General features: G+C 37.3%; 31 protein-coding genes. 24 read left to right on the plus strand and 7 right to left on the minus strand.

From position 1 onward, the window contains the following. Window positions 1-7 precede the first annotated feature (7 nt). The 22 genes from rpsC to rplQ all read left to right on the plus strand — a co-directional run bounded on the left by rpsC (window position 8) and on the right by rplQ (window position 10,741). Window positions 8-763, plus strand: coding sequence for a 30S ribosomal protein S3 (gene rpsC / locus AC00Y6_RS12930; RefSeq protein WP_474491031.1), 756 nt, complete (start codon window positions 8-10; stop codon window positions 761-763). Window positions 764-857: 94 nt separating this feature from the next. Next, window positions 858-1,283 (plus strand): 50S ribosomal protein L16, encoded by a 426-nt coding sequence (gene rplP, locus AC00Y6_RS12935; RefSeq protein ID WP_474491032.1) that lies wholly within the window; start codon window positions 858-860, stop codon window positions 1,281-1,283. Between the two features lie 11 nt (window positions 1,284-1,294). Beyond that, window positions 1,295-1,480 carry a 50S ribosomal protein L29 gene (gene rpmC / locus AC00Y6_RS12940; protein WP_076782296.1) on the plus strand — a complete coding sequence of 62 codons (186 nt, stop codon included), beginning with the start codon at window positions 1,295-1,297 and terminating at the stop codon, window positions 1,478-1,480. A gap of 12 nt (window positions 1,481-1,492) precedes the next feature. Then, window positions 1,493-1,747, plus strand: coding sequence for a 30S ribosomal protein S17 (gene rpsQ / locus AC00Y6_RS12945; RefSeq protein ID WP_474491033.1), 255 nt, complete (start codon window positions 1,493-1,495; stop codon window positions 1,745-1,747). 2 nt (window positions 1,748-1,749) lie between these two features. After that, window positions 1,750-2,118: a 50S ribosomal protein L14 gene (rplN, locus tag AC00Y6_RS12950; protein ID WP_027383311.1), complete on the plus strand. Its 369-nt coding sequence runs from the start codon at window positions 1,750-1,752 to the stop codon at window positions 2,116-2,118. A gap of 19 nt (window positions 2,119-2,137) precedes the next feature. Beyond that, window positions 2,138-2,458, plus strand: coding sequence for a 50S ribosomal protein L24 (rplX, locus tag AC00Y6_RS12955; RefSeq protein ID WP_474491034.1), 321 nt, complete (start codon window positions 2,138-2,140; stop codon window positions 2,456-2,458). Between the two features lie 11 nt (window positions 2,459-2,469). Then, complete coding sequence (rplE, locus tag AC00Y6_RS12960; RefSeq protein WP_474491035.1) at window positions 2,470-3,021, plus strand: 50S ribosomal protein L5; 552 nt, start codon at window positions 2,470-2,472, stop codon at window positions 3,019-3,021. 3 nt (window positions 3,022-3,024) lie between these two features. Further along, window positions 3,025-3,294, plus strand: a complete 270-nt coding sequence (rpsN, locus tag AC00Y6_RS12965; RefSeq protein ID WP_027383308.1) for a 30S ribosomal protein S14 — start codon at window positions 3,025-3,027, stop codon at window positions 3,292-3,294. 140 nt (window positions 3,295-3,434) lie between these two features. Beyond that, window positions 3,435-3,833, plus strand: a complete 399-nt coding sequence (gene rpsH, locus AC00Y6_RS12970) for a 30S ribosomal protein S8 (RefSeq protein ID WP_027383307.1) — start codon at window positions 3,435-3,437, stop codon at window positions 3,831-3,833. An 18-nt stretch (window positions 3,834-3,851) separates the two neighbouring features. Next, the gene (gene rplF / locus AC00Y6_RS12975; protein WP_474491036.1) at window positions 3,852-4,397 is read left to right on the plus strand and encodes a 50S ribosomal protein L6; all 546 of its coding nucleotides are present in this window, start codon (window positions 3,852-3,854) and stop codon (window positions 4,395-4,397) included. An 11-nt stretch (window positions 4,398-4,408) separates the two neighbouring features. Next, window positions 4,409-4,762, plus strand: coding sequence for a 50S ribosomal protein L18 (gene rplR / locus AC00Y6_RS12980; protein ID WP_474491037.1), 354 nt, complete (start codon window positions 4,409-4,411; stop codon window positions 4,760-4,762). Window positions 4,763-4,780: 18 nt separating this feature from the next. After that, a complete protein-coding gene (gene rpsE / locus AC00Y6_RS12985) occupies window positions 4,781-5,299 on the plus strand; it encodes a 30S ribosomal protein S5 (protein WP_474491038.1) in 519 nt (172 codons plus the stop codon). A 10-nt stretch (window positions 5,300-5,309) separates the two neighbouring features. Continuing rightward, a complete protein-coding gene (gene rpmD, locus AC00Y6_RS12990) occupies window positions 5,310-5,486 on the plus strand; it encodes a 50S ribosomal protein L30 (protein ID WP_076782289.1) in 177 nt (58 codons plus the stop codon). Window positions 5,487-5,564: 78 nt separating this feature from the next. Further along, entirely contained in the window at window positions 5,565-6,014 is a 450-nt protein-coding gene (rplO, locus tag AC00Y6_RS12995; protein WP_474491039.1) for a 50S ribosomal protein L15, read from the plus strand. A 9-nt stretch (window positions 6,015-6,023) separates the two neighbouring features. Further along, window positions 6,024-7,403 carry a preprotein translocase subunit SecY gene (secY, locus tag AC00Y6_RS13000; protein ID WP_474491040.1) on the plus strand — a complete coding sequence of 460 codons (1,380 nt, stop codon included), beginning with the start codon at window positions 6,024-6,026 and terminating at the stop codon, window positions 7,401-7,403. 8 nt (window positions 7,404-7,411) lie between these two features. After that, window positions 7,412-7,627 (plus strand): translation initiation factor IF-1, encoded by a 216-nt coding sequence (gene infA / locus AC00Y6_RS13005; RefSeq protein WP_076782287.1) that lies wholly within the window; start codon window positions 7,412-7,414, stop codon window positions 7,625-7,627. 10 nt (window positions 7,628-7,637) lie between these two features. After that, on the plus strand, window positions 7,638-7,754 hold the full coding sequence (rpmJ, locus tag AC00Y6_RS13010; protein WP_007839480.1) for a 50S ribosomal protein L36: 117 nt from the start codon (window positions 7,638-7,640) through the stop codon (window positions 7,752-7,754). A 14-nt stretch (window positions 7,755-7,768) separates the two neighbouring features. Further along, window positions 7,769-8,146 (plus strand): 30S ribosomal protein S13, encoded by a 378-nt coding sequence (rpsM, locus tag AC00Y6_RS13015; protein WP_076782286.1) that lies wholly within the window; start codon window positions 7,769-7,771, stop codon window positions 8,144-8,146. A gap of 15 nt (window positions 8,147-8,161) precedes the next feature. Then, window positions 8,162-8,551, plus strand: a complete 390-nt coding sequence (gene rpsK / locus AC00Y6_RS13020) for a 30S ribosomal protein S11 (RefSeq protein WP_076782285.1) — start codon at window positions 8,162-8,164, stop codon at window positions 8,549-8,551. 24 nt (window positions 8,552-8,575) lie between these two features. Then, the gene (gene rpsD / locus AC00Y6_RS13025; protein ID WP_474491041.1) at window positions 8,576-9,184 is read left to right on the plus strand and encodes a 30S ribosomal protein S4; all 609 of its coding nucleotides are present in this window, start codon (window positions 8,576-8,578) and stop codon (window positions 9,182-9,184) included. Between the two features lie 31 nt (window positions 9,185-9,215). Next, complete coding sequence (locus tag AC00Y6_RS13030) at window positions 9,216-10,211, plus strand: DNA-directed RNA polymerase subunit alpha (RefSeq protein WP_474491042.1); 996 nt, start codon at window positions 9,216-9,218, stop codon at window positions 10,209-10,211. Window positions 10,212-10,219: 8 nt separating this feature from the next. Continuing rightward, a complete protein-coding gene (gene rplQ, locus AC00Y6_RS13035) occupies window positions 10,220-10,741 on the plus strand; it encodes a 50S ribosomal protein L17 (protein WP_474491043.1) in 522 nt (173 codons plus the stop codon). A 255-nt stretch (window positions 10,742-10,996) separates the two neighbouring features. Here rplQ and AC00Y6_RS13040 read toward each other — a convergent pair whose 3' ends face one another. The 3 genes from AC00Y6_RS13040 to AC00Y6_RS13050 form a co-directional block, all read right to left on the minus strand. Next, window positions 10,997-11,248 carry a NifU family protein gene (locus AC00Y6_RS13040; RefSeq protein ID WP_474491044.1) on the minus strand — a complete coding sequence of 84 codons (252 nt, stop codon included), beginning with the start codon at window positions 11,246-11,248 and terminating at the stop codon, window positions 10,997-10,999. 4 nt (window positions 11,249-11,252) lie between these two features. Continuing rightward, complete coding sequence (locus AC00Y6_RS13045; RefSeq protein WP_474491045.1) at window positions 11,253-12,362, minus strand: Mrp/NBP35 family ATP-binding protein; 1,110 nt, start codon at window positions 12,360-12,362, stop codon at window positions 11,253-11,255. Window positions 12,363-12,511: 149 nt separating this feature from the next. Continuing rightward, window positions 12,512-13,747 carry a dicarboxylate/amino acid:cation symporter gene (locus tag AC00Y6_RS13050; RefSeq protein WP_474491046.1) on the minus strand — a complete coding sequence of 412 codons (1,236 nt, stop codon included), beginning with the start codon at window positions 13,745-13,747 and terminating at the stop codon, window positions 12,512-12,514. 293 nt (window positions 13,748-14,040) lie between these two features. Between AC00Y6_RS13050 and AC00Y6_RS13055 the strand changes: the two genes are divergently transcribed. Both AC00Y6_RS13055 and AC00Y6_RS13060 read left to right on the plus strand, forming a co-directional pair. After that, window positions 14,041-14,868 carry a UDP-2,3-diacylglucosamine diphosphatase gene (locus AC00Y6_RS13055; protein ID WP_474491047.1) on the plus strand — a complete coding sequence of 276 codons (828 nt, stop codon included), beginning with the start codon at window positions 14,041-14,043 and terminating at the stop codon, window positions 14,866-14,868. 48 nt (window positions 14,869-14,916) lie between these two features. After that, entirely contained in the window at window positions 14,917-15,888 is a 972-nt protein-coding gene (locus tag AC00Y6_RS13060; RefSeq protein WP_474491048.1) for a glycosyltransferase family protein, read from the plus strand. Between the two features lie 38 nt (window positions 15,889-15,926). Here the strand turns inward: AC00Y6_RS13060 and AC00Y6_RS13065 are convergent, their stop codons facing one another. The 4 genes from AC00Y6_RS13065 to AC00Y6_RS13080 all read right to left on the minus strand — a co-directional run bounded on the left by AC00Y6_RS13065 (window position 15,927) and on the right by AC00Y6_RS13080 (window position 18,315). After that, a complete protein-coding gene (locus AC00Y6_RS13065) occupies window positions 15,927-16,343 on the minus strand; it encodes an SH3 domain-containing protein (RefSeq protein WP_474491049.1) in 417 nt (138 codons plus the stop codon). Between the two features lie 6 nt (window positions 16,344-16,349). After that, window positions 16,350-16,829: a BON domain-containing protein gene (locus tag AC00Y6_RS13070; RefSeq protein ID WP_474491050.1), complete on the minus strand. Its 480-nt coding sequence runs from the start codon at window positions 16,827-16,829 to the stop codon at window positions 16,350-16,352. Window positions 16,830-17,019: 190 nt separating this feature from the next. After that, window positions 17,020-18,075 carry a hypothetical protein gene (locus AC00Y6_RS13075; protein ID WP_474491051.1) on the minus strand — a complete coding sequence of 352 codons (1,056 nt, stop codon included), beginning with the start codon at window positions 18,073-18,075 and terminating at the stop codon, window positions 17,020-17,022. 54 nt (window positions 18,076-18,129) lie between these two features. Continuing rightward, window positions 18,130-18,315 (minus strand): hypothetical protein, encoded by a 186-nt coding sequence (locus AC00Y6_RS13080; protein WP_474491052.1) that lies wholly within the window; start codon window positions 18,313-18,315, stop codon window positions 18,130-18,132. Between the last annotated feature and the right edge of the window lie 18 nt (window positions 18,316-18,333).

Consider the following 18,333-nt stretch of genomic DNA (forward strand, 5'->3'; position numbering starts at 1 on the left):
TCAAGGTATGGGACAGAAGACAAATCCAATTGGTAACAGATTAGGTATCATCAGAGGATGGGATTCTAACTGGTTTGGGGGTAAAAACTACGGTGATAGAATCGCTGAAGACTACAAAATCAGAAGATACCTTGAAGCAAGATTATCTAAAGGTGGTATTTCAAAAATATATATTGAAAGAACTCTTAAACTAGTTACTGTAACTATCACAACTGCAAGACCAGGCCTTATCATTGGTAAAGGTGGTCAAGAAGTTGATAAATTGAAAGAAGAGCTTAAAAAATTGACTGGTAAAGATATCCAGATCAATATCTTCGAAATCAAAAGACCAGAACTAGATGCTGTATTAGTAGCAGACAGTATTGCTAAGCAAATCGAAAACAGGATCTCTTACAGAAGAGCCGTTAAGATGGCTATGGCAAGTACTATGAGAATGGGTGCAGAAGGTATCAAAGTAATGATCTCCGGACGTTTGAACGGTGCAGAGATGGCAAGATCAGAATCTTTCAAAGAAGGAAGAATCCCATTGTCAACTTTCCGTGCAGATATCGATTACCACATCGGTGAAGCTCTTACTCAATATGGTAAGCTAGGTGTAAAAGTTTGGATTATGAAAGGTGAAGTTTATGGTAAAAGAGACCTTACACCTCTTGTAGGACAACAGAAAAAAGGACCAGCCGGCGGTAGAGACAGAAATGACAGAGGAGAAAGAGGCGAGCGAGGTGATAGAAAACCAAGAAGAAACAATAACAACAATAACTAAAATTTTAGACTAGACATTTAATTTTAAATTACCGTTACTTTTTTAAAATAAAAAAATCTAAAATCTAAAATCTAAAATCTAAAATTTAGAAATTATGTTACAACCAAAAAGAACCAAATTCCGTAAAGTTCATAAGATGAAAATGAAGGGGATTGCCCACAGAGGTAGTCAACTTGCTTACGGAACTTTCGGAATCAAGGCTACAGAAGGAGCTTGGATCACGGCAAGACAGATTGAAGCGGCGCGTATCGCTGCTACAAGATATATGAAAAGAGAAGGTCAACTATGGATCAAAATATTCCCGGATAAGCCAATTACCAAAAAACCAGCCGAAGTAAGGATGGGTAAAGGTAAAGGTGCCGTAGAATATTGGGTAGCTGTAGTAAAACCTGGTAAAATTATGTTCGAAGTTGGTGGAGTACCTTACGATGTTGCGAAAGAAGCTCTTAGACTTGCAGCGCAAAAATTGCCTGTAGTTACCAAATTCATCGTTGCTAACGATTTTGTTAAACCTCTTTAATCTCTATTATAATGAAAAAAGCTGACATCAAGAATTTAAGCGTAGAGGATATCAAAGTTCAATTGGAAGGTGCAAAAGCTAATTATGCTAAGCTAAAATTGGCTCATAAAATTAGCCCAGTTGAAAATCCTATTCAGATCAGAGATTTGAGAAAAACAATCGCAAGACTTAACACAGAATTAACTAACAAACAATAATTCCTTTTTACAATGGAAAGAAATTTAAGAAAAGAACGAATTGGAGTAGTTTCCAGCAATAAGATGGAAAAAACTATTGTTGTTAGTGAAACTACAAGAGTGAAACATCCAATGTACGGTAAATTCGTTTTGAAAACGAAAAAATATACCGCTCACGATGAAAACAACGAATGTACAGAGGGCGATACAGTATTGATTACTGAAACAAGACCTTTGAGCAAGAGCAAAAGATGGAGATTAGTAAGAATCATTGAAAAAGCTAAGTAATAATGTTACAAACAGAATCAAGATTAAAAGTTGCTGATAATACAGGTGCTAAGGAGGTATTGGTTATCAGAGTTCTGGGAGGAACCAGAAGAAGATATGCTTCAGTTGGTGATAAAATCGTTGTTACGATCAAAGATTCTACACCATCAGGAAACGCAAAAAAAGGACAGGTATCAAAAGCAGTAGTAGTAAGAACTAAAAAAGCTGTTCGTAGAAAAGATGGATCTTACATCAAATTCGAAGACAACGCTTGTGTTCTTTTGAACGCTGCCGGAGAAATGAGAGGAACCCGTGTTTTCGGACCGGTTGCCCGTGAGTTGAGAGACAAAGAATATATGAAGGTTATTTCATTAGCTCCTGAAGTACTTTAATTTTAAAATTTTAAGAAAAATGACAAAAGTTAAAATCAAAAGAGGAGACAACGTAATCGTTACTACCGGAAAAAATAAAGGTAGTAAAGGTGAAGTTCTTGAGGTAATCAGAAAAGAAGGTAAAGACCCTAGAGTGATTGTTGCTGGTATTAATATCGTTAAAAAACATACTAAGCCGTCTGCACAAAACCCTCAAGGTGGTATCGTAGAAAAAGAGGCTTCACTACATATTTCAAACGTATCATTGACTGACAAAAGCGGTAAAGCGACTAAAGTTGGATACAAAGTAGAAGGTGATAAAAAAGTAAGAGTTGCTAAAACAACCGGTGAAACTTTATAATTATAATTACAATGGAATATATAGTAAGACCAAAACAACAATATAAAGAGAAAATTGTTCCTGCAATGATGGAAGAGTTTGGGTACAAAAGCGTAATGCAAGTACCTAAGTTACTTAAAATCGTTGTATCACAAGGTTTGGGTGCTGCTACAGCTGACAAGAAAATTGTTGACTATGCTGTAGAAGAACTAACTGCTATCACCGGACAAAAAGCAGTAGGTACTTTGTCTAAAAAAGATGAGGCTGCCTTCAAACTTAGAAAAGGGATGCCAGTAGGAGCAAGAGTAACTCTTAGAGCTGATAAAATGTATGAGTTCTTAGACAGATTAACATCGTCTGCACTTCCAAGGATTAGAGATTTTTCTGGGATCAAGGCTGATGGGTTCGATGGTAGAGGTAACTATAACTTGGGTATTACCGAGCAGATTATCTTCCCAGAGATCGTTATCGACAAAGTGAAGAAAATCCAAGGGATGGACATCACTTTTGTAACGTCTGCTAACACAGATAAAGAAGCAAAATCTTTATTAACTCACTTCGGTTTACCGTTCAAAAAGAACTAAGAAATGGCTAAAGAATCAATGAAAGCGCGTGAGCGCAAAAGAGAAGCTACAGTTGCTAAATATGCTGAGAAAAGAAAGGCTCTTAAAGAAGCCGGAGATTACGAAGCATTGCAAAAACTTCCAAAAAACGCCTCTCCTGTAAGATTGCATAACAGATGTAAATTGACAGGAAGACCAAGAGGGTATATGAGAACATTCGGTATTTCCAGAGTAACTTTCCGTGAAATGGCAAACAATGGTCTTATCCCGGGCGTTAAAAAAGCAAGTTGGTAATTATTATTAACTAATCGAGGCAATTAAGTTGTTGAGATACTAAAGATAAAAAATAGATGTCAGGCGTTAGGCCTGATGTCTATTGTCTTCAAGTCTTTTCAATACTGGTTGTCATTAACCAATAATTTTAAAACAAAGAAATGGTAACAGATCCAATTTCAGATTTCCTAACAAGAGTAAGGAACGCACAAAGCGCAGGCCACAAAGTGGTGGAAATTCCTGCATCGAAAATCAAAAAAGAGATCACTAAGATTCTTTTTGACCAAGGTTATATCTTGAACTACAAGTTCGAGGATAATGCAGTTCAAGGAGCTATCAAGATCGCTTTGAAGTATGATAAGCAAACCAACAAACCTGCTATCAAGTCTATCCAGAGAGCATCAAGACCAGGTCTACGTCAGTACAAAGGTTCTGAAGAGCTTCCAAGAGTTCTTAACGGACTAGGTGTAGCGATCATCTCTACTTCTAAAGGAGTAATGACTGATAAAAAAGCCAGACAAGAGAAAGTAGGAGGTGAAGTAATTTGCTACGTATATTAATTTTTTAAAACAAGGAAAATGTCAAGAATTGGTAAAGCAATTATAGAAGTTCCTGCTGGTGTTACAATTACCGAGAACAACGGTGTTGTAACAGTAAAAGGTCCTAAGGGAGAATTGTCCCAGGAGCTTACTTCAGGAATCAGCTTAACGCAGGAAGATGGTGTACTTACGTTTACACGTCCTTCTGATTCAAAAGAACATAAGGCGCTACACGGTTTGTACAGAGCGCTTATCAACAATATGATTGTTGGTACATCTACAGGTTTTACAAAGCAATTGGAGCTTGTAGGGGTAGGATACAGAGCATCTCACAGTGGTCAAAAATTAGAATTGGCACTTGGGTTTTCTCACGGTATCGTATTAGAACTTCCAAAAGAAGTAACAATAGATACTTTGACTGAAAAGGGTAAAAACCCAATCATTACATTATCTTCTTACGATAAACAACTTCTTGGAATGGTGGCTGCAAAGATCAGATCTTTCAGAAAACCTGAACCTTACAAAGGAAAAGGTGTGAGATTCGTGGGTGAAAACATCAGAAGAAAAGCCGGTAAATCTGCATAAAATTTAAGAAAATGGCATTAACAAAAGTTGAAAAACGAATCAGAATCAAAAGAAGAGTAAGAGGTAAGATTTCAGGATCTGCAGAATTACCAAGATTATCTGTATTCAAAAGTAATAAAGAGATCTACGCTCAATTGGTAGATGATAAAGACGGTAAAACATTAGTATCAGCTTCTTCTAGAGAGAAGGGCGTAGATGCTAAAGGTACAAAAACTGAAGTATCTGCAGCTGTAGGTAAAGCTATCGCAGCTAAAGCTAAAGCAGCAGGTATCGAGAATGTTGTGTTTGATAGAAATGGTTTTGTATACCACGGTAGAGTGAAAGCTCTTGCTGACGGTGCTAGAGAAGCAGGTCTTAAATTCTAATTTTAAAATTCAGAAATTATGTTAGATAGTAATATAGAAAGAGTTAAACCTGGAGGATTAGAATTAAAAGATCGTCTGGTTGCTGTTAACAGAGTAACTAAAGTAACAAAAGGTGGTAGAGCATTCGGTTTTTCTGCAATTGTTGTTGTAGGTAACGAAGATGGTGTTATCGGTTACGGACTTGGTAAATCTAAGGAAGTGGCTTCTGCTATTGCAAAAGCAGTAGAAGATGCTAAGAAAAACTTGGTAAAAGTACCAGTTGTAAACCACACTATCCCTCACCAGACTTCTGCAAGATACGGTGGTGCAGACATCTTCCTAAGACCAGCGTCTCACGGTACAGGGCTTATCGCCGGTGGTGCGGTACGTGCGGTATTGGAGTCTGCAGGTGTACACGATGTATTGTCAAAATCAAAAGGTTCTTCTAACCCGCATAACGTGGTGAAAGCTACTTTCAACGCATTATTGGATATCAGAAGACCAGAAGAGATTGCAAGAATGAGAGGAGTTTCTCTAAGTAAAGTGTTTAACGGTTAATATTATAATAATGGCAACAATTAAAGTAAAACAAGTAAGAAGCGCTATTAATAGATCTAAGACCCAAAAAAGAACGCTTGAAGCTTTAGGATTTAAAAAACTTCACCAAGTTGTAGAACACGAAGCTACACCTTCCATCTTAGGAATGATCGCTTCTGTGAGCCACTTATTAGAAGTTCAGAAATAAGACAATAGACATAGAGGCAAGAGACTTATCATATAGTCTCTTATCTCTTATCTTTTAATCTATAATCTAAATACAACAATGAATTTAAATAATTTACAACCATCAGCTGGTTCTACATTCAGTACAAAAAGAATTGGTAGAGGCCAGGGAAGTGGATACGGTGGTACTTCTACAAAAGGACATAAAGGTCAAAAAGCGAGAGCTGGTTATTCTCAGAAAATCGGTTTCGAAGGTGGACAGATGCCTTTGCAAAGAAGATTACCTAAATTTGGTTTCAAAAATATTAATAGAAAAGAGTTTAGAGCTATCAATCTAGATACTATCCAAACTTTGATCGATACCAAAAACATTACCGGTGATATCACTAGAGAAGTTTTGGTAGAAAACGGTCTTGCATCTAAAAACGAATTGGTGAAAATCCTTGGTAGAGGTGATTTGAAATCTGGTGTTTCTATCTCTGCTGATAAATTTACCAAATCTGCGGAAGAGGCAATCAACAAAGCTGGAGGTAAAGCAATTACTCTTTAATTAGTACTAATGAAAGAATTTATACAAACACTCAAAAACATTTGGAGCCTGAAAGAGCTGAGAGATAAGATTATCCTTACACTTTCTCTGGTCCTTGTGTATAGATTCGCTTCGTATGTTTCTCTTCCGGCTATTAACATGGCAGAAGTAGGGAACTTACTACAACATTACCAAAAACAAGGCGGGAACCAACAAGGTGCCGGCCTTTTGGGTTTATTATCATCATTCACCGGAGGGGCATTTAGCCGTGCTTCTATTATGGCATTAGGTATTATGCCGTATATCTCCGCATCTATTATTGTACAGCTGATGGGTATGGCAATACCATATCTTCAGAAATTGCAAAAGGACGGAGAAAGTGGACGAAATACCTTGAACCAGATTACCAGATGGCTTACCATTGGGGTTTGTCTTGTACAGGCACCCTCTTATCTTACATCGGTGACACAGTTCTTTTTACCTTATTCACAATTCCAGTCAGCGTATTATATAGATCCAGCGTCTATCATGTTCTGGTTGCCAAGTATTGTGATCCTAGTTGCAGGTTCTTTATTTGCAATGTGGCTTGGGGAGAAGATTACCGATAAAGGGATTGGTAACGGTATTTCCATCCTTATTATGGTGGGTATCCTTGCGGATCTTCCAACAGCATTTTACCAGGAAGTTATTACACAGAATGGTAAAGGTGGTCTTGGAAGCATCATGATTTTGATTGAGGTGGTATTTTGGTTATTGGTAATCCTTTTGGCAATTGTACTTTCTGTTGCAGTAAGGAAAATTCCAATTCAGTATGTGAGTAGGGCACAGGCAAGAGGCGGTGTGAGCAGAAACCTAATGGAAGGAGCCAGACAATGGATCCCGCTAAAGGTGAATGCAGCTGGTGTAATGCCAATCATCTTTGCTCAGGCATTGATGTTTGTACCAGGCTTGCTAACCAAGGTAGACGAATCTAATACATTTTTGGCAGGATTCAAAAATGTGTTTAGCTGGCAGTACAATGTGCTGTTTGCGTTATTGATTATAATATTCTCATTTTTCTATACGGCAATTACCATTCCTGTAAATCAGATGGCTGATGATCTAAAGCGTAATGGTGGATTGATCCCTAAGGTAAGACCCGGGAAAGAGACGGCAGATTATCTGGATGATATTTTATCCAAAATAACCTTGCCAGGTGCAATTTTTTTATCTATCTTTGCAGTCCTTCCGGCCATAGTGCACGGAGCGTTTGTTCAGACAGATAGATTTGCCCTGTTTTTCGGGGGAACATCCCTGTTAATTATGGTTGGCGTTATCCTAGATACCGTTCAGCAAATTAACACCTATCTGCTGAACCATCATTATGATGGGTTGATGCAATCTAAATTATCAAGATCATCAAACCTTTAATAGAATAAATGGCAAAACAGAAACATATAGAACAAGACGGCGTTATTACGGAAGCACTTTCCAATGCGCAGTTTCGTGTAGAACTAGAAAATGGGCACATGTTAATTGCCCATATTTCTGGTAAAATGAGAATGCATTATATAAAACTCTTACCTGGAGACAAGGTAAGACTCGAACTCTCTCCTTATGACTTGACTAAAGGGAGAATAACTTTTAGATATTAAAAATAACAAAATGAAGGTTAGAGCATCTATCAAAAAAAGAAGTGCTGATTGCAAAATTGTACGCAGAAAAGGTGTACTTTTCGTAATTAACAAGAAGAACCCTAAATTTAAACAAAGACAAGGTTAAGAACCGATTAAATTATGGCGAGAATTTCAGGTATTGATTTACCAAAGAACAAAAGAGGCGTTATTGGACTTACTTATATCTACGGTATCGGTAAGAGCACAGCTTCAGAAATTTTGAAAAACGCTGGAATCAGCGAAGACAAGAAAGTCAACGAATGGAATGACGATGAATTGGCTGCAATCAGAAACTACATCACCGAAAATGTAAAAGTAGAAGGTGAGTTGAGATCTGAAGTGCAATTGAACATCAAGCGATTGATGGACATAGGATGCCAACGAGGAATACGTCACAGACTGGGATTACCTTTAAGAGGCCAAAGAACTAAAAACAATTCTAGAACCCGTAAAGGAAAGAGAAAAACTGTTGCTAACAAGAAAAAGGCAAGTAAATAATCTGTAGAATTAATTATGGCAAAACAAACTAAAGTTGTTAAAAAAAGAAAAGTAAAGGTTGAGGCTATTGGTGAAGCGCATATTCAGGCTTCTTTCAATAACATCATCATTTCTTTAACAAATAAAAACGGAGAGGTTATCTCTTGGGCATCTGCCGGTAAAATGGGTTTCAGAGGTTCTAAGAAAAACACGCCTTTCGCTGCTCAGATGGCAGCTGAGAACTGTTCTCAGGTTGCTTTCGAAGCCGGTCTTAGAAGAGTTAAGGTATATGTGAAAGGCCCTGGTGCAGGTAGAGAATCTGCTATCAGAACCCTTCATAACTCAGGTATCGAAGTAAGTGAAATCGTTGACGTGACACCTATGCCACACAATGGTTGTAGACCACCTAAAAGAAGAAGAGTATAATCTTTTAATCTCAAATCTAAAACAATGGCAAGATATATTGGACCTAAAACAAAAATTGCTAGAAAATTTGGTCAGGCAATTTACGGAGACGATAAAAACTTCGAAAAAAGAAAAAATCAACCACCAGGACAACACGGTCCTAACAAAAGAAGAGGTGCAAAAAAATCAGAATACGCTGTACAGCTTGCTGAAAAGCAAAAAGCTAAATACACATATGGTATTCTTGAGAAACAATTTGCTAACCTTTTTAGCAAGGCTCACAGAAGCAAAGGTGTAACCGGTGAAGTACTACTTCAACTTTGCGAATCGAGATTGGATAACGTAGTGTACAGATTAGGTTTTGCTAAAACCAGAGCTGCTGCAAGACAATTGGTTTCTCACAGACACATCACTGTGAACGGAGAGCTGGTAAACATCCCTTCTTATTTGTTAAAAGCTGGTGACGAGATCACTGTAAGAGAGAAATCAAAATCTCTTGAAGTAATCTCTGATGCTTTGGCTTCTAAAGCAAATTATGAGTGGTTACAATTCAATGACGAGAAAAAAACTGGTACTTTTACAAGTGCACCTGAGAGAATTCAGATCCCTGAAGATATCAAGGAACAGTTAATCGTCGAATTATACTCTAAATAATAATTTTTTCAAATTTTTGCTCAACCAGACTATGGCAATTTTAACATTTATAAAACCCGATAAAGTAATCCTGTTAAACTCAACTGATTTTAAAGGACAATTCGAATTCAGACCTTTGGAACCAGGTTTCGGGCTTACAATCGGTAATGCATTGAGAAGAGTTTTACTCTCTTCTCTGGAAGGATATGCTATTTCATCTATCAAAATAGAAGGCGTAGAGCACGAATTTTCAACTATACCGGGAGTGATCGAAGATGTTACAGAGATCATTCTTAATCTTAAACAATTACGTCTAAAAGCTAAAACTGAAAATCCGGGTAACGAGCAGGTAACTGCAAAAGTAACCGGGAAAGAAGTAGTTACAGCTGGAGATTTAGGAGCTTCGATGGCTAACTTTGAGGTTCTTAACCCTGAGTTGCTAATCGCTACTTTGGCTAAAGATGTTACTTTTGAAATTACCTTCAATATCGAGAAAGGAAGAGGATATGTTCCGTCTGATCAGAACAAATCTAACAATGCTCCTGTTGGGACTATTGCGATCGACTCTATCTTTACACCGATTAAGAAAGTGCAGTACAGTATAGAAAATTACCGTGTAGAGCAAAAAACAGACTACGAAAAATTGGTATTGGATATCGAAACTGACGGATCTATCACACCTCAGAACGCTTTAACCGAAGCTTCTAAGATCTTGATCTATCACTTCATGCTTTTCTCTGATGAAAGAATTACTCTTGAAACAGAAGCTGTAAAAGCATCTATCCAGTATGATGAAGAAACACTTCACACAAGACAACTACTTAAGTCAAAACTAGCAGATATGGATCTTTCTGTAAGAGCCCTTAACTGTTTGAAAGCTGCGGAAGTAGAGACTCTTGGGGAATTGGTTTCTTTCAGTAAGTCTGATTTGATGAAATTCAGAAATTTTGGTAAAAAATCTTTAACAGAACTTGAAGAATTGGTTCATTCAAAGGGACTAAATTTCGGGTTTGATGTTGCAAAATATAAGTTAGACGCTGATAAATAATCCTTAAAATGAGACACGGAAAGAAAATAAATCACTTAGGTAGAACAGCTCCACACAGAAAAGCTATGCTTTCTAATATGGCTTGTTCCCTAATTGAACATAAAAGAATCAACACTACTGTTGCTAAAGCGAAAGCTTTAAGAGTTTACGTGGAACCAATCCTTACTAAAGCTAAAGAAGATACAACGCACAATAGAAGAATAGTTTTCTCTTACTTACAAAGTAAAGAAGCTGTTACAGAATTGTTCAGAACTGTAGCTCCTAAAATTGCTGAAAGAAACGGTGGTTACACAAGAATCATCAAGACTGGTTTCAGACCTGGTGATGCTGCTGATACAGCTTTAATCGAATTGGTAGATTTCAACGATATCTACAATCCAAACGAAGCTGAGAAAAAAACGACCAGAAGAAGCAGAAGATCTACTGCTGCTCCTAAAAAAGAAGCTGCTGCTGTTGTAGAAGCTCCTGAAGCTAAAGTTGAAGAAGCTCCGGCTGCTGATACTGCTAAAGAAGAAAAAACTGAAGAATAATATTCTTAAGTTTTTGAAATAGAAAAAGCCATCTCATTAGAGATGGCTTTTTTGGTTTGATTTAGTTTTAAATTAGTAGTTGGATGGTTTCATATAATTAATGATTGTAATATCACATAAAGGCGTTATAACTTAAAGATGACAAAGTTATTTATATTAGATAATATGTAGATAAGTTAGATTTAATTAAACATAAAAAACCGGGAGATATTCATCTTCCGGTTTATAAATTAACTCACCTCTTAATGTCGCTATCTATTCAACATTAATAACGGTTTCTATCTCTGGAGCAAACTGCTTAATGGTGTTTTCCACACCCAATTTCATTGTCGATGTGCTTATATTACAACTTGAGCAATGTCCCAACAATCGTACAGTTACAGTTTTTTCCTGGATGTCTACCAGCTCTATATCACCGCCATCTTTGTTTAAAAAAGGACGAATACTTTCTAAGGCTTCCAAAACCTTGCCTGTAAGTCCAGTTTTGATTAGGTTTGTGTCGTTCATAATATTATTTTTTCTTAGGTGAGCAACCTGCCATAGTTGTAATTTTAACAGCTTCTGTAGGTGGCAAATTGGTATTTCTCTCCACAAGACTCTCTATCATATTTTGTGCTGTTTTGGTATAGACTTCAGCAATTTTTGAATTCTCTTGCAAGGCTGCAGGCCTTCCTACATCACCAGCTTCACGGATACTCTGTACCAATGGGATCTCACCTAAAACAGGAATACCCAAATCTTCGGCCATAAATTGAGCACCCTGCTTTCCAAAGATATAATATTTATTCTCTGGTAACTCTTCTGGTGTGAAATAAGCCATATTTTCAATCAGTCCTAAAACCGGAATATTAATACTCTCCATATTAAACATTGCAATACCTTTTCTTACATCTGCCAATGCAACATGTTGTGGCGTACTTACAATGACAGCACCTGTCACAGGAACTTCCTGAATGATGGAAAGATGAATGTCACCTGTTCCAGGAGGAAGATCTATCAAAAGGAAATCAAGTTCTCCCCAGTCTGCATCGCGGATCATTTGATTCAGTGCTTTAGAAGCCATTGGGCCTCTCCAAACCACAGCCTGATTTGCACCAGAAAAATAACCAATAGACAGCATTTTGACGCCATAATTTTCTATTGGTTTCATCAGGTTTCTGCCGTTGACTTCTACGGAGATTGGCTTTTGACCTTCGGTATCCAACATGGTTGGCACAGATGGGCCATAGATGTCTGCATCCAACAACCCAACTTTGAATCCCATTTTAGCCAAGGTAACAGCAAGATTAGCAGCCACTGTAGATTTACCAACTCCGCCTTTTCCAGAAGCGATGGCAATAATATTCTGAATACCGGGAATCTGTTTCCCTTTAATCTCATTGGTAGGAGGTGTTGCTGGTAATTCAGGGGAAACGATTTTCAATTTGAGGTTGATATTTTCCCCAAATTCTGAAGCGAAGGCCTGTTTCATAGCCACTTCAAGCTTTTTCTTCTCGTGCATGGCAGGGGAATGCGCAGTCATATCAATGTAGACATCATCACCCATTACCTGAAAATTATTCACAAGATCATCAACTTCTATCTCTTTCAGAAAATCCTGAACTTTCGATTTCGTCAGCATAAATTTATTATTCTTAAATGATTACAAATTTACGGATTTTAAAATTAAATTGGAATTAATACAATTTGCGATTTTGTCTATATGGATGATTTTTGGCAGTTAAAAATAATACTTAAAGTGGTCAAAAACATGATTTTTTAATCTTTAAATTAATCTTCAAGCTGTCCCTCCCACTTACTCACGGCAGAAGTTGCCAATGCATTGCCTAATACATTCGTCATACTTCTTCCCATGTCGCAGAAATGGTCGATTGGTAAAATTAACGCAATTCCCTCAACTGGGATATCAAACATGCCACAGGCCGCGACGATGATGACGAGACTTGCCCTAGGCACCCCTGCAATCCCTTTACTTGTGAGCATCAGGACTAGGAGCATAATAATCTGCTGACCCAAAGGCATATCGATGCCATAAATCTGCGCAATGAATATGGAGGCAAATGTCATGTACATCATGCTGCCATCCAGATTAAAAGAGTATCCTAGAGGTAAAATAAACGAAACAATCCTACTGTTGCAACCAAATCTTTCCAATTCTTCCACCAGTTTAGGAAAAACCGCTTCGGAACTTGTGGTTGAAAAGGCAATCAGCAACGGCTCTTTAATTCTCCTTAGTAATTCAAAAAGTCGCTTGCCCAATATGAGGTATCCAACCAAAAGAAGTACAATCCAAAGTATAGCCAATGCGAAAAAGAAATCTCTTAGGTAGATCGCATAGACTTTAAAGATTTCAAAACCATTGGTTGCAACTACTGCCGCAATAGCACCGAAAACCCCTAGTGGTGCCACCCACATGATATAACCTACCATCTTTAGGATGGCATGTGAGATAATATCAAGGCCTTTGATCACCGGTTTCACATAATCCTCACCCATGGCCGATAATGCAATCCCAAACATGACGGAAAAGACTACTATCTGTAATACTTCGTTGGTAGCAAATGCTTCAAACAAACTCTTTGGAATCACGTGTTTTACAAAATCTTCCATTGTAAATCCTTTACTGCTGCTTACAATTTCTGATGCAGAGGAGGCATCCTGAATCGGCAGTTGTGTTACGTGGCCAGGCTCCAGCCAGTTGACCAATGCCAAACCAATCATAAGCGATGCTAAAGAAGCGGTGATAAACCACAACATTGCTTTTGTTCCAACACGGCCAACCATTTTGATATCGCCCATTTTTGCAATACCAACAACCAGCGTGGAAAAAACCAGCGGAGCAATAATCATCTGGATAAGCCGTATAAAAACTGTTCCCAGTAATTTTACATTTTTCGAGAATCCGTCTGCAGAATCCGGGTAAGCAGTATGTACGGTGCCACCCAAGATAACGCCCAAAACCAAGGCAATGATAATGGCGAGAAACAGTTTGTTTTGACCTTTCATAAAAATTTTTCTAGATGTTCTTCAGGCTATCTTTTACCATTTATCACTTGAATAGGAAATAAGGAGCCTCGTAAAAATTGTAATTGAACAAAACTAATATTTTTGAAAGAATTATGGTCGATTTTTTAAATTAATATTAATAAACAATAGCAAAAGGATTCTTTTCAGCATCATAAACATAAAGTATCATTCACGTACAGTTTAAATTAGAACTCGTTCTTTGTATAAATATGATTATCAATGAAATTGCCATATCTAGTACGCTACCACTTTGAAATAAATTCTAACCGTTTATGAAAAGGGATGTCGAAATTGTTATTATTTCGGATGTGCACCTGGGGACTTATGGATGCAAGGCAAAGGAACTTTTGCGGTACCTCAATTCGGTACGGCCGGGAACATTGATTTTGAATGGGGATATTATAGATATATGGCAGTTTAAAAAGTCTTACTTCCCAAAGTCTCATCTTAAAGTGGTTAAAAAACTGATTTCATTCGCCACAAAGGGAACCGATGTTTTCTACATTACGGGTAATCATGATGAGGCATTTAGAAACTTTACAGATTTTGAACTAGGGAAACTGAAATTGTGCAACAAACATGTATTGCAGTTAGGAGCAAAGAAAGCTTGGATTTTCCATGGTGATGTTTTTGATGCATCTGTGCAGCATTCCAAATGGATTGCTAAATTGGGGGGTAAGGGTTATGACCTTTTAATTGCTTTTAACAACTTGGTAAATTGGGCTTTGGAAAAGGCGGGACAGGAAAAATATTCGTTCTCCAAAAAGATCAAGAATAATGTAAAAAAAGCGGTAAAATATATCGGTGATTTTGAATTAACAGCGTCGGAACTAGCTATTGAGAAGCATTTTGATTTTGTGATTTGCGGACATATACATCAGCCTCAGATTAGAGAAGTTAGTAGCAAAAAAGGGACATGTATGTACCTTAATTCTGGCGATTGGGTAGAGAACCTCTCTGCGCTGGAGTATGACAATGGCTCCTGGAATCTCTTTATATATGATGATCACAAGCATCTTTTGCTTGACGATCAAGAAGTAGAAGATCTCAAAGGAATTGATAGTGCCGAACTTCTAAAACTTGTAACACAGATTGTTTAAGACAATTATTTTTAAAAATAAAATACCAAACCAAAATATATTTAATCAATGAAAATATTATATGCCTTCCAGGGGACAGGAAATGGACATCTCGCAAGAGCTCAAGAGATTATTCCTATTCTCAAGAAACATGCTTTGGTAGATACATTGATTAGCGGGCACCAGACGCAGCTAAAATCAGATTTCGATATCGATTTCAGATTTCGAGGTGTCTCACTTCTTTATAATAAGGTGGGTGGTCTTTCTTATAAAAGAACACTCTTACAAAACAGCTTTTGTAAGGCTGCAAAAGTGGTGCGCGATCTTGATCTTTCGGCCTACGATCTTATAATTAATGACTTTGAGCCTTTGACGGGTTGGGCTGCCAAAATGAAGAATTATCCCATTATAGAACTTAGTCATCAGGCTTCGTTAACCTTTAAGGAAACACCCAAACCTGTTAAAAAAGATTGGTTTGGCAATATGGTTTTGAAATATTATGTACCGTGCGAAAGGAAAATAGGTTTTCATTTTGAAAATTACAATGCACAAATAAAGAAACCCGTTATCCGAAGAAAGATCAGAAATCTGGAACCTCATAATAAAGGGCATTATGTTGTTTATCTTCCCAGTTTTTCTGATGAAGTGATTACTAACTTTCTTACGCGGATAGATGTAGAGTGGAAAGTCTTTTCTAAATATGCCAAACATCACCAGAAATTTGGCAACGTTGAAATATTTCCCATAGATGAAAAAAAGTATCTGGACTTTTTTGAATCTTGCGAAGGCATCCTTTGTAATGCTGGGTTTGAGACACCTGCTGAAGCCCTTTTTATGCACAAAAAATTGTTCGTTATTCCAATAGAAAACCAGTACGAGCAGGAGTGCAATGCTTTTGCATTGGATAAGTTGGGTGTGGCTAACGCAGATAAGCTGGATCCTGTTAAGATAAGGGATTGGATTAATTCGCAATCCCATTTAAAGGTTGATTACCCCAACAATATCGAATCGATTATTATGAACGAAGTTCTTAATACATAAAAAAAACCTGCAAACTGCAGGTTTTTTATTTTAATAAGTTAGGCTTTTAAATACCTTGAATAGGCATAGCCTTCTTCACCGTCTTTGGTTTTAATTTTCCACCAGTCGTCGGATGACTGTTCTACCAATGTCACCACTTCTCCTTTTGCAGCTTTACCAACAACAGCAGCATCTGTAGAAGGATCTTTTCTGATATTAAGATTGGTTTCATCTGTAGCCACTGTTAAAGAGGTACCTGCAGAAAGTCCAGAAACCTGAACATCTATATTGATATCTGTCGCCGTGTAAGAAGGGTCTATTGCTCCCAAAGCATTCCAAACGCTGTCTTTAGAACTACTGTTTCCTGCCTTACCGGTAATATATAAAACACCATCTTGCTCCTGAACTGATAAGTCTGATAATCCTGCTGACTGCGCTGCAGCAATTACACTTGAATATTTGTCTTGTAAACTCATTACTGATTATTTTACTGTGATTTTGTTATCGTATTTTCCAATTTTAAGGGCATCAACAGATTCCTTAACCTTTCTTGCATTAGCAGATGTTGTAGATCCTGTTAGAGTAAGAGTTCCGTTAACATCTTCTGCTTTCACACCAGGGATATCTTTTACCGCAGTATTAACTTTTTGCAGTATTGTTGCATCTACTTTATTAACTGTCACAGGTGCGGCAGCTGGTGCTACAGTCGCCATATCATGAACATCTTTGATACCTTGTACTTTTTTTAACGCATCAATAGCAGCCTGTTTATCAGCTTCGGTAGAAAAAACACCACTAAGGTGAGCTTGCCCTTCTTTCACCTCAACCGAGGTTCCTGGATACGCTGTAATTGCTGTTGTTGCTTGTGAAGTAAGTTCTGCATCCGATACTTTCTTTTTACATGATACCGCTGTCATAGACACCATTAGCGCTAGAGCAGCAATTTTGAGTGATTTTTTCATAGTATAAAAAATTATTTTATTGTGTTTTATAGTTATTAAAACTTATGCCAAAATAGTTCATTTAAAGTTTTGAGAAAGATTTGGCTTTTGCATAGGAGTAAAGTTAACAACTTTTTTTAAGGGGCAATAAAAATTAATTAAAATTAACACTCATTGTGATGGGTACATCAGCTCTAATTTTGTGATTAGATTATCTCCTAATATTAGTGTGCTGATAATTACGCACCACAAACTGAAGGCCGGTTTCAAGAATTTCGCCCATCGTTGTGCATTTTTTGAACTGCGAATTGTAGGTGAGTTTCTGTAGTGCCGTCCGTAGTTCATCGATTTTTTCAGGACTTGATAATTCTTCAGATCGCATCGCACTCATCAAATTAAGAAAACGATGATGACTGCTGAGGATTCTTTTCGAAACTGAAGAACGCACCTCTTTCCTGTATTGCTCCACAGAACTGGGTTTCAGTTTTTCTGTTACCAATTCCACCATTTTTTGATTCTCTTTAAAATATTGCGGAAGGTAAATCTTTAGATTACCTTCATAAGATTGCTGGTCAAAGTCGATTGGCCTTATCCTGTAAACCACCTGATCAAAATCGTGAACAGGTATAACAACATAATTGTACGACCGCATATCACCCAGTAGCCCCAGCATACAACGTTCATTAAATTTTACAAACTCTTTGGCAATCTGGGCTTTTTCTCTTTCTGTACATTTGGGTAAATGATCCGCAATAAAAATATCACCCGGAATCCCTAGGATATGCTCTTCTATCAATGTGTCCTCATGAATGAGATAATTAATTCTGTTGAATGAGATAATATCTTCCATCTCCAATCCATAGAGTCTGGAGGCATCGGCTTTTTTGATGTAGAAATTGGTGTAATTATCGTTGAGGATATTACGAACTCGTATTCTAAAGGGTTTTGAATTCCCAAATGTACAGTAGTGGATAGAATCAACAGTTAGAAAGGGTAAAACATCCTGATCACCATCCGAATGCAGTAATGTGTAGATTTTATTGAGGCTGGCCTCTATCTCCCTGTGTTCATGTTCTGAGTAATAAACGCTGAGCCACAAACTGGCTTTTCCATCCTTATCTTCCACCATAGTGTAACCGGAAAATCGTAGAAGATCGTCATAATGAAAACGAAATCCCGTTACGCGATTATTTTCCTCCAGATATTTCTGAAGATCTGTGGAAACCGCATAGATCGGTTTTCGGAATTCTATTTTGACGTCTTTCATAGGATATTCACTGACTGAAATTTTAAGATAAAACCATCATTAGAAAACCGAATATTATTTGGCTTCAGGCTTTCCGTAATGGTTAAGGTTATTAATTTCTGTTTTGTTTCGGTTCTCTTCAATTGTATTCTTCGAGGTTTCTGTATTTTTGTCAAGATCACTTTTAGGATACTGCTCAGCAGGATTCGCTTTGCAAGCGCCTAGACATATCAATGGAATTAATAGGTATAATTTTTTCATTCTGGACATTTTTTATAA

The sequence above is a fragment of the Epilithonimonas sp. genome, assembly GCF_056329745.1.